The 15,797-nt window shown below is 57.5% G+C and carries 10 protein-coding genes and 2 pseudogenes; 2 read left to right on the top strand and 10 right to left on the bottom strand.

What is annotated here, in order from left to right:
- Positions 1 to 154 (bottom strand): annotated as a pseudogene (locus Q2T52_RS24485) (TetR family transcriptional regulator); the annotation flags it as partial.
- A gap of 346 nt (positions 155 to 500) precedes the next feature.
- Between Q2T52_RS24485 and Q2T52_RS24480 the strand changes: the two are divergent.
- A pseudogene (locus Q2T52_RS24480) lies at positions 501 to 765 on the top strand (ethanolamine utilization protein).
- Between the two features lie 57 nt (positions 766 to 822).
- On the opposite strand, the gene Q2T52_RS24475 reads toward Q2T52_RS24480, so the two are convergent.
- From Q2T52_RS24475 to Q2T52_RS24465, 3 genes are all read right to left on the bottom strand, one after another.
- Positions 823 to 2,526 (bottom strand): COG3904 family protein, encoded by a 1,704-nt coding sequence (locus Q2T52_RS24475; RefSeq protein WP_302079540.1) that lies wholly within the window; start codon positions 2,524 to 2,526, stop codon positions 823 to 825.
- A gap of 390 nt (positions 2,527 to 2,916) precedes the next feature.
- Positions 2,917 to 3,861 (bottom strand): hypothetical protein, encoded by a 945-nt coding sequence (locus Q2T52_RS24470; protein WP_302079539.1) that lies wholly within the window; start codon positions 3,859 to 3,861, stop codon positions 2,917 to 2,919.
- Positions 3,848 to 5,254 (bottom strand): tyrosine-type recombinase/integrase, encoded by a 1,407-nt coding sequence (locus tag Q2T52_RS24465; RefSeq protein ID WP_302079538.1) that lies wholly within the window; start codon positions 5,252 to 5,254, stop codon positions 3,848 to 3,850. The genes Q2T52_RS24470 and Q2T52_RS24465 overlap by 14 nt, the downstream gene beginning before the upstream one ends.
- Before the next feature lie 801 nt (positions 5,255 to 6,055).
- Here Q2T52_RS24465 and Q2T52_RS24460 point away from each other — a divergent pair.
- The gene (locus tag Q2T52_RS24460) at positions 6,056 to 7,384 is read left to right on the top strand and encodes a hypothetical protein (RefSeq protein ID WP_367187359.1); all 1,329 of its coding nucleotides are present in this window, start codon (positions 6,056 to 6,058) and stop codon (positions 7,382 to 7,384) included.
- Between the two features lie 23 nt (positions 7,385 to 7,407).
- Here Q2T52_RS24460 and Q2T52_RS24455 read toward each other — a convergent pair whose 3' ends face one another.
- The 6 genes from Q2T52_RS24455 to Q2T52_RS24430 form a co-directional block, all read right to left on the bottom strand.
- Positions 7,408 to 8,550: a glycosyltransferase gene (locus tag Q2T52_RS24455; protein ID WP_302079537.1), complete on the bottom strand. Its 1,143-nt coding sequence runs from the start codon at positions 8,548 to 8,550 to the stop codon at positions 7,408 to 7,410.
- A complete protein-coding gene (locus Q2T52_RS24450) occupies positions 8,543 to 9,556 on the bottom strand; it encodes a polysaccharide deacetylase family protein (protein ID WP_302079536.1) in 1,014 nt (337 codons plus the stop codon). Before Q2T52_RS24450 ends, Q2T52_RS24455 begins: the two co-directional genes overlap by 8 nt.
- A gap of 4 nt (positions 9,557 to 9,560) precedes the next feature.
- On the bottom strand, positions 9,561 to 10,970 hold the full coding sequence (locus Q2T52_RS24445) for a lipid II flippase MurJ (protein WP_302079547.1): 1,410 nt from the start codon (positions 10,968 to 10,970) through the stop codon (positions 9,561 to 9,563).
- Between the two features lie 128 nt (positions 10,971 to 11,098).
- Positions 11,099 to 12,490 carry an O-antigen ligase family protein gene (locus tag Q2T52_RS24440; protein ID WP_302079535.1) on the bottom strand — a complete coding sequence of 464 codons (1,392 nt, stop codon included), beginning with the start codon at positions 12,488 to 12,490 and terminating at the stop codon, positions 11,099 to 11,101.
- A gap of 2 nt (positions 12,491 to 12,492) precedes the next feature.
- Complete coding sequence (locus Q2T52_RS24435) at positions 12,493 to 13,626, bottom strand: glycosyltransferase family 4 protein (RefSeq protein WP_302079534.1); 1,134 nt, start codon at positions 13,624 to 13,626, stop codon at positions 12,493 to 12,495.
- A complete protein-coding gene (locus tag Q2T52_RS24430) occupies positions 13,626 to 15,797 on the bottom strand; it encodes a GumC family protein (protein WP_302079533.1) in 2,172 nt (723 codons plus the stop codon). Before Q2T52_RS24430 ends, Q2T52_RS24435 begins: the two co-directional genes overlap by 1 nt.

The raw sequence follows: 15,797 nt of genomic DNA, 5'->3' as shown, positions 1-15,797 counted from the left end.
AGATAGTTGAGGGCGGTACTTCTGCACGCGCTGCAATCAAGGCAACGGTGAGTTCCTCGTCCTGCTGCTCGTCCATCAGTTCTCGAACAGCCTTGTGAACAGCAATCTGAATACGTTCGCTTCGGCCCCCTGGCCTGATGAGTGTACGCGCCAACTATTGCCTCCATATCGACGACAAGGCTTTAGCACAGGACTTGGCAGGGAATGAAGGCGACCGCAGAGAGATGGATCAATCCAATTGGAGATAGAAGATGTGCAGAGGGCATGTCCGCTGTCGCGTTTCAGAGCCCGCTATCTGACGGTCTCTCGGCCCCTTTTGCTGCCGTCAACTTCCAAGCAGTTCATGTCTCCTATTGGCGCAATGCGGACCTCGCGGCGGTCCTTAATTTCGCAGAATGCTCCAATGAGCCCCGGCCGACGTTGGACATGAGCTTGTGACCGCTTGGGCGGTTCCGGGCGGGCACCGGCACTATCTCCCAGAGGGAGACAGGAGACCACAGATGAAAGTGCAGAAATTCAACGTGTCTGACGCGACCCTCGAGCGTTCCTCGGGACAGGATGCCGAAATCTGTCGGCAACCTCGTGGACGAGAGGAATGGCGGGCCGGTCACGATCGGCTAAGGCCGGTACGCATCCAACCAGTCACTGACCGAAACCATAGCTGTTGACGACACGATGATTGTTCTCGAGGGACGGATATCGGTTTCGACGGCGGGCGGAACGGTCACGAGATCTACCGAAGGCGAGGGTGCCCTGACGGCCTAAGTCACACATCCGCACTGGGCCGAACTCCACGATTAGTCGTCCATACACAGACATCGTTCAACGAAGGTTTTCCCGGATCGGCTTCAGGCAGGTCTCGTCGTTCCCCAGGGCCGCCTTCGACAGCTGCTTCCATATTCCGCCATCGAAGGCGAAGAACTCGACGAAGCACGTGTGCTGGTCGTAGTCCAGCCACTGCGCCGACAGCAGACGGCTGTCACGCCTGTAGTCCAGATCGAGGTACATGTTGTTTTCCCCGCCGCGGGGAAAATTTAGGGGTCGGCCAGTAAGATTGTCGGCTACGATGGCGAACGAACACCCCGTACCGCATCCGATCTGGATGACAGTGTAGTGACCGGCGAAATTCGGCCCCTGAAGCATCCCGTCGCGGATGCGTGTCCTGAACGTATTGAAGTCGCGGTCGCGGCCCTTGAAGTCGGGTAGCACCGTTTTCCCGGTGAACGCCGCGTGCACGCGGTACTCCGTCGGGCTCGGGCGGGACGCGCTCAGGTACGCCTGCGTGGACGCCGCGCCATCCTGTCCGGCGGACGAGCCGCAAGCGTGCCAGTCCATCTGGTAGCCTGCTTCGCCTTCGCGGCCGTAGCACCAGCCGACCGCTTTCAGCTTGGCACCGAGCACCTCTCGACGATCGCATGCTGTTATCGTTTCCGGGGAGTCGCCGCTGCCTCCCCGACACGCGGTGTTCTGCGCCTGCCATTGCGATATCAACCTATGCGGAGACGACAGGCCTTTGTCCATTTCGACGACCTTGCCCGCCTCGGAGACTATCTGTCCGCTTGCGGTGTCCCACGTTAGGGAAAATTCGGCGGTGCCTGACGATACGCGATCTCCACTTTCCCTGCGGGCGTACCAGTCGACCGAACCGTCGACTCGGCATGTCCCCGAGCAGGTTACGCGAAGGCTTTCGATCCTGGCGCTGTAAGCCCTCACGGGCCAGCGGTCGCCGAAATCCCGCTTCTGCTCCATGACGGCTTCCCCCGCCGTCGGCTTTCCGTAGAAGTCCACGGTGGTCGCATACAGCCTCTCCAGGGAGGCCATTGCGTCCGAGTTGCGCCGCGACCATGCGTCGTAGTAGGCGGCGGTGAGCGCTTTGGCTTTATCCTCGGGTGTCCGGGCAGGGGTCTCTGGTTTTGCGGGCGGGGCCGGGGTAATGGCCGCAGAAGCCGGCGGCGGCGAGGCCAACTGCTGCGAAACGTCCGCCATACTGCCAGCGGTGACTCGATAGGCTGCCATTTCGGCGGCCGTCAGGTAACGCATGTCGTCGCTCGGGACGGAGAGGCTCAGTTGCAGAAGCTTGGGATCGACCCCCATCTCGATCAGGTACGTCATGATCTCGGCGGTCATGGTCTGGACAGCGGCGACCGCAGCACGGCCTTCCACGCCGCTCTCCGGAGAGAACGAAGACTGGTGGACGCCGACGGACCCGGGCTCCGCTTGGCGGATAACGCCGCCGAGGAACGCCAGCGTGCAGGCGGAGGCGCATTGGGCGGCCCTCAGCTGAAACGTCGCCAAGCCGAGCGAGCGAATCATCCGCCCGTAGGCCATGGCCGAGACCACGTTGCCCCCGTTGCTGTTGAACGTGATCGCTTTAGCGCCAGTCGCCGCGACTTCCCGCGCCAAGGCCGCAGGATTATCCGACAGGGAGAACTCGCCCTTCAACAGCAGCACAGGAGGCGCGTTCTGTATGGGCACTCGCTCCAGCGTGGCGTCCGCCCGCGCGGACTGAAAGGAAGCCAGCGACAAAAGCGCTCCGACGAACAACGGTACCCAACGCAATCTCATTTCAGAGGTCCGCCCGTACGATCAGCGGACAATGATCCTATGTGGGAAGTATCTGACCTCCTCCGGTCTCCCGTGACATTGGGTGCGTATGTCTTGTCACGCTCGGAAATCCATCTTTCCGCCGGATGGATGTCCATGTGCCACCCGAGGTTCCAGGTGGCCACTGTTAAAGTCCGGGCCGACGCGCCGCATGCACCAGCCAACACAACAAGCACTACGATCAGGAATCTCGACATGGGCCCCACCGCTATTCCGGGTTGAGCCAGGATATGGGGAAACGCTGAAATCACAAGAGCCAGCGGCCTACTGCGAACCGGCAGGAGCATCGGGAGCTCGGTAACCTTGTCCGAACTAGTTGTCCGGAAGACAAGAGCGGGTTTGCGGAAGGGTTGCAGCAATCTCTACAAGAGCCTCGACCACTTCCCTGACGAGACGTGCCGCCGACCTTCGGCGTGTTACAATCCAATCCCGTTGCCAGGCGCAGCGAGCGCTAGGATCATAGGCCACGACCTTGAAGCGGCCTATGGGGAGCCTCTGCCACTCGGTCCATGTGATGCCCGGAACGCTCCTACACGACGCCGCCTTAACAAAAATCCCGTCGCCGACGTACCGCATTTCGACCTCCTTGCTGATCTCCAGAATTGCAAGCCCGACGGCGACGCCTCCTATGACCGTTATGGTTGGCCTCTTTGGCTTCCAAACGGTACCCGTCGCGTTTTTGGTGTAACGCAGCGGCGTGATACAGTTCTGTATGACGGGCCGATGGAGCCCGTGGCCGGGAGTGACCCAGACCCGGTGACCATGGAGAGCAAGTCGAGCGAAAAGCATGTCGGCCAGTTCCAATGCTTCATTCACGGTGGCGGCGGTGCACAACAGGTCGATCGATCGCGATCCTCGGGGTGCCAGATGGTGACCGTCACCGCTCAATTTCGCTTTGGCGTAGGCTGTAGACGCTATTCTCACGAGCGGATGCTTATATGGGACAGGTTCCCGTACCGTCTCGGAAAACATGTTGTAGAATGTCCACATCGGCTGCCCAATGATACCAGATTTTGTCCATTCCCTCGGGAATCCCGGCATTGCAGGCGGAAGTTCCGGCGGTGTGAGATGTTGACCGGCGCGGACCTTCGCCCACCATCCACGTGGAGGGGTAGGCACGGCAAGCGCCTTGCATATTCTGGCTAGGTAGCTTCCGGAGACACCGAATCTCTTTGCCGCTGCCCCCACCGGCATGCTCCAGACCAGAGAATGAAGTTCTTCACGGGCGACCGGTGTATTATCGCTAGAGGACATCATTGTCGTGCTCCCACTCGGCGATGGTGCACTTCCCTGCCTCGACTCTTCGAAGTAGTGACGACCAGGCATTGAACCCGCGGCGAATTTCGGGTCTGAACTTATGTAGGTTGTAGACCCTGACGATGCCTTTCTGGCCATGACCGATAGCCGCTTCGGCGACTTCCGTACGACCGGTGATCGGATCAAGATGCGTCCTCACCGTACGGCGTATGTCGTGCCAGACCCACTTGTTGTACTCGATCCCGGTCGTTGTGACGATGTCCCGCATCAAGCGGTCGAAACGCCCGTTGGCGGCCTCAGCCTCGTCCTCGACCCGCTTTGTGGAACCTCGCCCGCCCGCTCCCTTCCTGTTGCGCGTCGTGTCGCGTTTCAGGTTGCTGAAACTGCCCAGAGGCGTCGCTCCCCTGGTGAAGCTGAAGACGTAGTCGCCGTGATCATCTGTCAGAGTGACCTTCAGAGCACGCAGCATCTCGCACATGTTGTCGGATAGGGGGATTTCGTGATCGGACTGGGCCTTCGAGGTTCTTCCGGCGGTGGCTCTTCTGCTCCTCGATCCGGGGATGGTCCAGAGTTTCCTTTCAAGGTTGAGTTGAGACCATCGCATTCCTGACACCGCGCCGATCCGCTGTCCGGTTTCGATGAGAGTTCTAAGGCAGGGGCCATAGGGATACGGCATTTCGGTCGATGCCTTGAGGAAGGCATGGGTCTCTTCGTAACCTAGCACGCGGTCACGCTCGTTTTTTTCGAGCTGAAGCGTTTTGGCAGAAAGGAACTCGATTGGATTGTGCTGGAGGCCGATCTCGAGCCGGCGATCCGGGGCCATAGCCCATCGAAAAAAAGTCTTCAGCGTCCTAAAGCACGTGAATGCCTGTGCGGGGGTGCGGGCCCGAAGGGCCTTCACGAGATTCATGACATCCAGATCGGTGACTTCCGAGATCGGCTTGTTCAGCCAGGGGTTTTTAGACGGATTGAGCAGGATGCTCTCGATGAATTTTGTCTCTGCCGGGACGCTGAGGTTTCTGGGTCGATTTGGAATGTAGGCGACATAGTCGCGCACGACAGACGCGAAGGTGCTTCTCAATCTGAGCGCTTCCGCTTCCCTCGCTCTCTCGACTTCGATGGTCGGATCGATTCCGGCGGCGAGCTGCTCGTTCCATCGATGTGCCGCAACACGCGCCGCTTCCGTGGTCATATCGGGAAACTTTCCCAATTTGCGCCGGGTGCTGTTATCCCCTTGGCGAAAGCGGGCGAGGAGAACGAAGGACTTGTTGATGGAGCCGACCCTTATCGCCAGATTGTTCACCGATGCGTCGAAAATCTCGTATCGGCTCTCCCAGTCCGAAGTGAGTTCCAGTCCTTCAATTAATTTATCTGTGAGGTGCACCCTTGCCATTTCGCGTCCTTTCCGCGGCTTCAAAGGCAACGTGACACACGCTATTTCGGGCAGAAAACCGGGCACCGGAACCGGGCGTCGTGGACTGTCGAGGCGGCATCGCGTTGTGCCGCCATAAAAATTCTATAATGGAAAAATGTCAATATAAACAATAATTTAGTAATCATTCTGGCACTTTTTGAAACATTCCCGAACTCCGGGGGACTAGCTGAATAGGTGCCTTTTCTGCCCGACTTGATTTCTCATAACCTGAAGGCCGCAGGTTCAAATCCTGCCCCCGCAACCAATCTCCTTCCAAATAAAAAAAGAACTCGTCCACGGGACCTCGGCGCACTCACCAGCAGAAATATATCCCCTCCCGCGCCACACGGCTTTAGCCATCACCTGGCAAAACCTTCCTTTACCTCCTCAACAACCTCGATTAATCGCCGACCTGCATCCCCCAACGCTCCACTATTGTCTCAAGTCTTCCAGAAGAGTAGCGCCGGTGGCGCCGGTGATAGCCAATGATGCTGATGTCTTACCGTCATCGCACAGCTGACTTCATGGTTCGAACACGACGCCAATCCTGATGCACATAAGGCAGTGGGACCGTCGCCTCGCGCGTTCCCAAAACGGCAAACAGAGAAACTGATTGTGTCTGTCTGAAGGGCGCAGCTCCATGGGCAGCGAATGAGGTATTAGCGGAAATAGAATTTCTTGATCGAAACTCTATCGATGACCCGGCGCAATACCTTGGCTATTGTGCCTCGGACCCCTCGCGATAATAGCATGTGGCTTGCAAACCTCGGAGTCTGTAAGGTGTCCTTAGCCTGGAACCTATCTAAAGTCTGCCGTTATATCCTCATTTGCTTCGTGTGCCTCATTCCTGTCGTGGCAGTTGCGGATGCTATTCCGGTCCGTTGGAAGGTCGGTACCGGCAACATCGTCACCCACCTTACGGGGCGGCCGACAGCACCTCTGTATGAGGCGCTTCACTGGGTCGACGCGCGTCTGGGACGTATGAATTCCTATGGCTGGCGAACCGTTGATCGTATTCCGCAGGTCCATAATTTTGATGATGCTATGATGGAGGCTTATAAGAATGGGATAACTCCGATTATTCTGTTCGAATATGAGGGTAGCTATCAAACACTGAATCCGCCCCAGCCGATCGGTTCCTACCATGACTGGTTTCGAGCGGGAGTGGAATTCTCGCGGCGGTTCCGGCCAAATGGAGAGTGGGGGCGCGAACACGGCATCAGGGATTTCGGTGCGACGCTTTATACCGCTATCAATGAACCCGATGTTCAGAATACGATCCCGAAGAAAGCTTATCGAGACGCACTTGAGGGGCTTGCGGATGGCATCCACTCGGTCGATGCGCAGTTGAAGGTCGTTCCTGCCGGTTTTGCCGCCTGCAATATCGATGGCGACGCGACGTTAAGGGGTTATGGTCCGGTGATTGCTGATCTCTTGGAATCGGGAAAACTCGATGGCATCGATCTGCACACTTATTATAATGACCGCTGGTATCCGCTGATCAAGGGGCGGGAATTCTCTGCGCAAAGTTGCTTTGACCGTATAAAAGCGGCCATGGGGCTGAAGCGCGATATCAACTTCTACTCGACGGAATTCAATATCTCGCGGTCTGGCTCTTGGACGGATGCGCAGGTTGTTGCCAAGCTTTTTCTAACGGCTTTCTGGGATAATATGGGGATTGTCGGTGCAAACGGACGCCCTGCAACGGCGTTGGCTTTCCCCTGGGGATTGCCTGACACGCCTGATGTCGACGGACCTGGCTATGCGATGGCAGTGGCAGCCAACCCATGGAAACCTGAGGAGCGCGCCAAGGTTCTGCAAAGGGTACTTAAATTGGCGGGCGACATGACGATTGTCTCCTCCGACCCCTATCACAGCGGTACCCTGCATCTAACCGGGGCGGATGCAGATCTTTTCGTGTGGAACAACAGACGTGGTTGGACTGATGTAAAAGATGGTCGGTGGGAAATTACGCTTCCTGCGGGAGCACGCAAAATCGAGTTGTGGGGCTGGGATGGCCTTAGATCCGTTCACAAGCCGTCCGGCGATCGTTTCATATTCGAAGCTTTGCCGGCCGGCGAAACCTATATGGCCCTTGTCACGCGATAAGGATGTAGGGTGAGCTGTGAGCACTATTGTTTGACACGTGAGATCATGCTTGCTGCCTTCCAGGCAGCAAGCATTTGATGAGCAACGGCCTGATAGGTAAACCTCTGTGTCACATTTCGAAGCGCCATAGCGGATTTTTCCTGAAACGCTTCGCGACCGGTTCCAATGGTCTGGATGAGCTTTGCCAGCGCCTCCGGGTCACGTTCCGGAACAATCCACCCACCTTGTCCGATAACATCCGGTATCGCACCGGAGGCAGCCCCGATGACGGGTATGCCGCATCCTTGCGCCTCGATAATCACACGTCCGAATTGCTCCTTAACGACCGGCGTCGTGTGGGTGAGAAGCAGAGTAGCATCCAGAGATCGCAGGAAGTCAGCCACGTCTTCCGGCTTACCCCACGGCCTTATGCTGACTCGTTCTGTAAGGCCGAGTTCTGCCGCCATTTTTCGGATTGTATGCTCATAAGGGCCTTCACCCATGAGCTTCAGCGACACCGGTATCGGCGTGCGTGCCATAGCCTGAAGTGCATCCTGTATGCCTTTTTCTTCAATCAACCGGCCTACATAACCCAGCACCAATTCTGATCGTTCGAAGGTGCTCGACTGTAATGGCTTGAAGATGGCTGTATCGATACCATAGCCGATCATGCTGACGGGTCCACGATAGCCGCATGCTTTCACGACACTTGTCGCATCGTGACTACGAGAAAGAATATGGGCCGTGCGGCCGAGAACCGTCTTGCGAATGCCTTCGAAAGGGGGCGGCAGGCGCTTCAGGATGTTTTGATCGACTTCCAGAACGAGAGCGGCATCCTGTTTCAGAAAGCAAGCTTGCAGTGCCACCAGGCTCCAGGGCTCCTCCCAAAGATGGATGACATGCGGTCTGACTTGCCGAATGAGTGGGCTCAGCTGGCGGTAGACATGCAGATACCAGCTAAATGGCCTTATATGCGGAAACAGAATCGGCAGCACGTGTGTGGTGACACCTGGATCGCCCGGAGGATCCGCCTGCATCTCTCGCCCAAACTGCTTCCAACGTTGCGGCACGACCAGGTGAACGTCGAGATCAACCATGCCTGCAAGTGGAGCATAGCGCAGCCTGCCCGCCGCACGCGATACCGCCGTGTGTGCAATAGAAATGACCCGCAGCTTTTCCTCAGACACGACCAAGCACCTTGGCCGCGATACTGGAAGCACCGCTGAGATGGAACTCCGGTACGAGGATATTGCGGTGCGCACCATTCAAGGTGATGCGGGGATAGGCATACGGAACAGGGCCAGCTCTTAAAAGCCCTTTGGTTGTCGTGCCTGCGCTTTCATAGCCAACCTCCCGGGCGATCGCAAAGTCACGTGGACCGCAATCGTTCATACGACCATAGGGAAAGGCAAAATGGTTGGCGGGTACACCCAGTTTTTCGCGCAGGCGCTGGCGACTGTCTGCCATCTCATGCCATGCGGCTTCTGGAGAAAGAGTCGAAATTCTGCGGTGCGCGACGGTATGCGACCCGATCTCCACGAGCGGATCCCTTGCGAGTTCGGAAAGCATATCCCAAGTGATCGCATGCCTCATGAAGATCTGTTCTTCGTCAATTCCGTTTTCCGAGCAGAAGTGACGATAGTGCGCATCCAGCATTGGACCGTCCCACAGTGTCTGAAGTGCCTGATAGGCCCACGCCTTCTGGTCCATCGCCCGGATGTCGATCACCTTGCCGCCAAGCACGATAGTGTCCTGGCTCCTCAGGATATCTTCGAGGCCGGCCCAATAGAGAGGAAGTGTGGCGTCTGGAATACCCGTCGTCACGAACAGTGTCACGGGAACGCCGTGACGTCGAAACACCGGGAGGACCAGCTCGTAGGTATCCCGGTAACAGTCATCGATGGAAAAATTCACGAATTGTTCGGAGGTTGTCGAATCGGCAGCTAGACGACGTCCTTCCTCCACTGTCACAATATTGCGTCCGCTGGCCTTGAGATGACTGAGGAGGCTGTCGAGGAAAGCGAGATCCAGGTAGAAGTTTCGATTCGGCAATCCTGACCATATCTCACCGGGTGCGCCTCGGTGAAAGGTAAAGAAGCAACCCGTCGAGCCGCGGAGAGCATCAAGCCAGCGGGCGACAGCGGCAAAGACGCTGCCGGTGAGGCCAAGTCGTGAACGTGCAAAATCTGACATGTGATTATGCCCTCCGCCTGGATACGATGTGGGAATATGCCTTCGTGTATGCCGCAGGAGCGATCAGAGCAGTCGCCAACATCACCGCGACGCCATATACACCAATGCCCAGTAAAATATGGCTAAACACACCGTCATAACGGGCGGTGATATAAAGCCCCGCCGCATACATTGCGCTTGCCGGAATCAGGCCCATGGCGACGAGTTTAAACAGTGACCTGCTGCCACTCAGCGCCAGGATAACGCCAGAGCAGAGGACGAGGCTTCTGGTGGTTTCGCCAAGGCCCAAAAGCAGCGTTCCATGTGCCGCTGCCTCAGGAAGATGGGACATTGCGAGATTAAACGCGAAGTTTGCTGCATACGATCCAACGAGGATGGCTGCGGCTACCCGGCTTCGCCCAGCCCTGTTCAGTAGCCGCAGCAGGATCCATCCCAAAGTGGACGCCCAAAGGCCAAGCGAAATCCCGCTCAAGGCTGCGCTGCTGAGATTGACGCCGTGCTCATCAAATGCGCCCCGCTGGAAGACAATCCTGATGATATCCGGAGCGAAGACGAACATGAAAGCTGAGGCCGGCATCATCAGGATCACGACGAAGCGCGTCAGTGCCTTGGCTTGCTGTTCCATATTCTCGGTTGAGCCGTGCGAGAGAACGGAGAGACCGATCGGTTGGCTTAGCAGCAGATAGGCGCTGTCCGTCAGGGTTCTCGCATAATCCATCGAGGCGATGGCACCCGTTGCAAGTTTCGAGGCAAGCAAACGCTCTGCCCAGATGCTGGCCTGCTCCGTAAAGGGCAATGGCAGAAAGGGCACGAGCCGGCTCAAAAAGAGCTGCGCTTCTTCCCAAACCGCTGCAAGCGTCAGCTTCTCCAGCGAAAAATAATTTTCTCGCCACAGAGACCAGACCGCCCAGAGGGCCGTCATGTTGAAGGCCAAGGTAAAGGCGATCGCTAGTATGTGTGCCTGGTCGGTCAGCAAAAGCATACAGAGGCCAAGAATGATGCCGACATTCAGAATGCTGGCACGTACATTCGTTACGCGGGTTTTGCCAAGAGCGATTTCCCCGGCTGCCAGGCAATTCAGTGCCACGGAGGCCGGCATCGAAAATGCCATGATATGGACGAAATTAATCGTCGTCTGGCGCTCGGTGATGCTTGTTCCCACCAGCATTGCGTCGACAATCAATGTTGCGCCAATCATCGTGATCAGCATCAACAGAAAGCCCATGCAGGACAGGGCTATCGTCATCGCGGCGAGACGGGAAGCCGTCGTGCCGCTGCGGATCGCTTCCTGCATGCGGGGGATCAGGATCGCGGGAACGCTTTCATTCTGGAGAAATGCGAGAGGCACGAGGATGATGGTGATCGAGCTTCTGAAGCTGTCCGCCAGAGCCGCAGCACCCAACGTATGTGCCATGAAGATCTCGCGCACGAAGCCGATACCCTTGCTGAAGAGGGCACCACTGGAAAGCTTGGCGGCAACTTTGCGTATCGATGCCGTCGTCGTTTCCTGCTGTGATGTCTGCGTTTTTGGTGGCATGTCCATCACGCACGCCCTTCGCGGTTCAGGTTGGAGGAGGGAATCAGAACGACAAAACTCCAAAACAGGAAGCCCGCTTCCGCAGATAGAATGGTGGCGAGAGGCATTTGTGACAGGCTTCCGGTTGCAAGCGCTCCGATGAGAACCGCTTGCCGCGAGGATGATAGGAACGCTTGGCGGACGGCCCGAGTAATAGCCCATATGAGGCTGCAAAGGCACAGGATGCCGCCGATGATGCCCATCATCGTCCAACACGTGATGATCATGCCATCGATCGGAAGCTGACCTGCGGATCCGACATCCGTTGTGGTGAAGCCACTGCCGATGACGCTGCTGTCCGGCAAAAGCCAGAGGGTGGAATATTGGTCGAGACGCTCCTGAAATGAGCCGTCCTGGCTGCCCTGGCCCAATGTCGCGAGGCGGTCCCCAATGACCTCTGAAAAGGGGGGTGTGACGAGAGCCACGGTACCGCCAAGGACGAGCGCGAATATGATCAATTGAGCCTTCGCGCGTGTCTGGCTGAACAGCAGGCAGAAAAGAAGCGCAACAGCGAGCGCGATCCAGGCTGTGCGATAGAGCGACAAAAGCAACGCCAGGATGGATGGCATGGCGAGCAGCATGGCCAGGAAGCCGGAGCGAAGATAGGCAATCAGAAGCAAGCCTGCCACGGTGAAGCTTGCAAAACTTGCAGGACTGTTCATCGTGGAAAAGACGCGGATGCCATAAGGCACTGGCTGACCGATGGAGAGGATCGGCGCAAACTGCATCCAGTACTGATCCCAGGCCTGCGGGTCGACATACTGAATGATGCCGTAGATGCCGGTCAGGGGTAGAATGACCGTGAAGGCGGAAGCCGCTGCCTCGAGAATTTCATCCCGGTCGGCGCGCAGGCTCATCACAGTGCCATAGAGAACGGGTGATAGGAACTTCAATAGGCCACTTGCGGCATCGTTGACCTTCCACTGGAGGAAGGAAAGGATAGCCGCATAGATCACGCATGCACCAACGATGATAAGCGGGTCCAGCCGCCCTCCGAGTGGTTCGCGCCGCGAGAAAATCTCATGCAACGACACAGCGGGGACTATGAGGGCCAGGAGCGGTCCCGTCAGCATGAGGCCCAATTCATCATAGCCGGCACCGAGATCGACGACACGGCGAATGAATGGCGTGAAGGAGAGCAGAACGAGGCTTGCCTGAAAGTGAGAGCTGATGCCAACCCGCCAGGCGAATATCCCTGTAAATACACATCCGATGATGAAGAGCGGTCTCGCCATGCTGCCGATAAAGCCGCCAAGCAGCATGAAGACCATAAGAAAGAATGCTGCTGCGACAAAGCCGCGTCTGATGCCGGTTCGAGCCAGTGTGGATACCGTCAGTGTCTGATCTGCCGTAGCCATCATCAGCCCTTCGGACGCGCTATAATGCGAGACACAGCCGTTCGCATGGCTTCTATGCCGTAGACTGACCGCACGCGCTGGCCAGCTGCAGATGCCTTAGCCTCGAATGGTGTCCGGTCTTGGAAGAAGGTCCTGATCGTAGTGGCCAAAGAGGCGGGATCTGCGGCCGGAACAAGCGTACCGGCTCTGCCCCCGTCAAGAATTTCGCCTGAGGCTCCACAATTGGTCGCAATGATCGGCGTGCCCGCCAACATGGCTTCCACGAGGGTTAAGCCGAAGGGTTCGGGATCCACGGATGGATGAATCACGGCATCTACGGCCTGCATCAGAATGGGAACATCCTTGCGCTGACCGAGAAACAGGGCGCGCTCCTGTAGCCCGGATTCTTCGACGGTCTTCAAGAGCTGCGCTCGATAATCATCTTCGCCGAACAGGGCGCTTCCGGCAAAGATGCATTTTACATCGGGAAGAAGCTTCAACGCTTCCAGCACCACATGTTGTCCCTTCCAGGGGGCGAGCCGGCTGAACACGCCAATGAGAGGCCCCTTCGGAAGCTCCAACGCCTCACGTTCCATTCCAGGCGGCTGATCGAGTGAGATGCCGTTCGGCACCACATGCACGAGCTCGGCTTTTCCACCAGCCTCCACAAAGGCGTCTGCTGCGGCCTTTGACGGTACGATCACCGCACTTGCGCGATGGTTGGCCAGGATAACCTGCATACGCCGCTGGCTGTGGCCGAAATGGCGAGGATCCAGGATGTCGTGCAAGTGCCAGACAAGCTTGCTCCTGAACATCAGGGAAGCCAGCGCACAAAGCGTAAACGCCTTTTGAGAGTTGGCATAGACGACGTCATGCTGACGCCCCAGTGCTGCAATTCTGAAGATCAACGTTCGCAGTCTCAGCAGGATCGGCAAGGCAGCCAAGGGAGAGTTATCACGCTTGATCGAACCGAGCTGCATGGCGGCAGGTGCGACGGTGACGTTCAATCCCTGCCTGCGCATAACCTCCGCCAATGGGCCATCTTCCAGAAGCAGCGCAGAGGCACGCGGCCAACTCGCGGTCAGGCTTGCCAAAACGTATTCCGCTCCCGACATGACCCCCGTCTGATTAACGAACAAGATGCGGGAAGCATCCATCAGGCGCTTCTCCTTCCGGAATGCGCAACGGTGCCTGCGGAGCGCTGGTCTTGCTTTATCCGTGGTAAAAGAACGGCCCCTTCCGCGGGAAGTCCGAGTTCTTGCAGAGTGACTTCAACCTCAGCCATCTCCTCGGGGTCAATGCCGTCCTCAAGGCATACCAGAGCATTGATCTCCGTATTTCCCAGAAGGCGCAACGCGCTGCGCGCCTTGGCATCAAATAGGCTGGGGCCATAGAGAATGATGACGTCATACGCCTCGGCCCAGTCTGACAATGCTCTCCATCCATGCCGCTCGATCTTCGTTAGGGTCGAATCGTCAACATCAGCGCCGACCATCGCCTGCAGCTGAGGTGCCTGTGCCGATAGGTTGTTGAATCGCTGTGACCGCGCCATAACAGCTTTGGCAATCTCGGGCGAAAGTTGGTCGAAGGAAAACAGCTCCTCCAGACTTCTTGCCGCGGGGGCGCATTCGATAAGAAGCGTTCTATGCCCGCGCTCTCCCAAGGTCTTTGCAAGTACCTGGGTGAAGAAGGTGACGAAATCTGTGCGCGCCACGGAGGGCAACAGTAGCAGTGGTCGATGATGCGTGAGCGGCAAAATATTGGTTGCCATCTCTTCCGCATGCTGCCGGAATTCCCGGGATGTCAGGCCTCGACGCAGAACCGAGGACAGGCTTTCATCTTCGGCATCGAGCAGGCTCGAGGACGGAATATTCGGTAGGCGACCGAGAATAGGTAAGGGAGCGTGCTCGTGGCGCGCTGCCCGGCTTTTTGCCGATGCAGGTACCGCTTCGTTGCGAACAGGCGTTACGCCTTGCTCGCTGTGCTCTGCAAGGCGGCTGCGGATGATGCAGCTGATGCCTGCAACGAATACTCCAAGGGCAAAGCCTGCAGCCAGCATCGGCATCTTTTTCGGAAAGTAGGGCTGGGTGGGTTTCTCCGCCAAGCTCACCAGGCGAGCGCCACCCACGAGAGCCCGGCGTTCCGATTCCAGTTCGCTCGCCCGCTGATAGAGCTGCGTGTAAAGCTGCCGCTTGGCTTCCACATCGCGTAGCATCCCTTCAATCGAGGATTCCGATGAGAGGGCGTCGGCTGCATTGTTCTTCGCCTTGTCGACCTGTTGGCGAAGCGTGTCCACCAGCGAGCTTGCTGCCTGGTAGTCCTTTTGCGCACTGGCCGTCACGCGGGCGAGCTCGGTATCCAGTTGCTTTTGCAAAAGTGCAAGCGACGCTTCCAGCATTTGGCGCTGCGGGTGACGCGCACCAAGGATCGTGCTGCTGGCAGCCAATTGGTTGGCTACAGTGGCGATCTGTTGCTTGAGATCCGCCACCGTCCGGTTTTCAAGTGTCTGGGAAGTCGGCGCTCCGTTTGGGTCGTTGCGCAGGTTTCTCACCGCATCAAGCCGTGCCTGTGCCTGCGCTTTCGTCTGTTCGGCAGCGGCCAGCTGCTGGCTGATATTGGTTAAGCTTTCCGAACTAATGGCAGCGGTTGCACCCTGTACCAGGCCATTCTGGCGACGAAAGGCTTCGATCTTCGTGACCTTGTCGCGGATTTCCCGGTCGAGGTCTGCAACCTCCTGCCAAAGCCATTTTGCGGCAACCTCGCGGCTGCCGGATTCCGTTCCACGTTGGTCATCCAGATAGGCGGTTACCAGAGCGTTCGCCATCGTCATGGCAATATCAGGTGAGGGGGATGCGTAGGAGATGGAAAGAACGCGGGAGCGCCCAACAGCTGCCATGGAATAGTGCTTGGCAGTTTCTTCGATCAGCTTGGCCGAGTTCTGGTCCATGCCGTTGCATGTGCCCAAGGTATTGCGGCAATCCTCCAATGATGCTTCGAGCGCGCCTGGTTGGGAAAGCGCTAGTTTCAGCAGGCGCGACGATCGAAGGATCATGATCTGGCTTTCCAGATCGGCAGGGTCGCCCTGCTTTTGTGCCCACACGTCTGAGATTTTGGTGCCGGGATCCGCTTCCGCGACAATCGCCATGCTGGTCGCAAGATACCGCGGCGGAATCACGAAGGCGGCTACAGCAAACAGCAGCACCACGCTGGAAAGCACGATCGTAAACAGCAACCGATGGTGCCATACGGCCGTAAAGATCCCATAGGTCTTGCTGCCCGCGAACATGTCGAAAACCGGATTCTGCGGTCTGGTGTGCTCGGCTGGCAT

The organism is Rhizobium oryzicola (assembly GCF_030504645.1).
Taxonomy (GTDB): domain Bacteria; phylum Pseudomonadota; class Alphaproteobacteria; order Rhizobiales; family Rhizobiaceae; genus Neorhizobium; species Neorhizobium oryzicola.
The sequence above is the reverse complement of the archived record's forward strand: the minus strand, read 5'-3'. Positions and strand labels throughout refer to the sequence as shown.

Bases quoted from the DNA above. Each gene is read 5' to 3' on its own strand.
- Q2T52_RS24470 (WP_302079539.1), bottom strand. From the start codon at position 3,861: ATGATGTCCTCTAGCGATAATACACCGGTCGCCCGTGAAGAACTTCAT.
- Q2T52_RS24465 (WP_302079538.1), bottom strand. From the start codon at position 5,254: ATGGCAAGGGTGCACCTCACAGATAAATTAATTGAAGGACTGGAACTC.
- Q2T52_RS24450 (WP_302079536.1), bottom strand. From the start codon at position 9,556: ATGTCAGATTTTGCACGTTCACGACTTGGCCTCACCGGCAGCGTCTTT.
- Q2T52_RS24445 (WP_302079547.1), bottom strand. From the start codon at position 10,970: ATGGCACATACGTTGGGTGCTGCGGCTCTGGCGGACAGCTTCAGAAGC.
- Q2T52_RS24440 (WP_302079535.1), bottom strand. From the start codon at position 12,490: ATGGCTACGGCAGATCAGACACTGACGGTATCCACACTGGCTCGAACC.
- Q2T52_RS24435 (WP_302079534.1), bottom strand. From the start codon at position 13,626: ATGGATGCTTCCCGCATCTTGTTCGTTAATCAGACGGGGGTCATGTCG.
- Q2T52_RS24430 (WP_302079533.1), bottom strand. From the start codon at position 15,797: ATGCCAGCCGAGCACACCAGACCGCAGAATCCGGTTTTCGACATGTTC.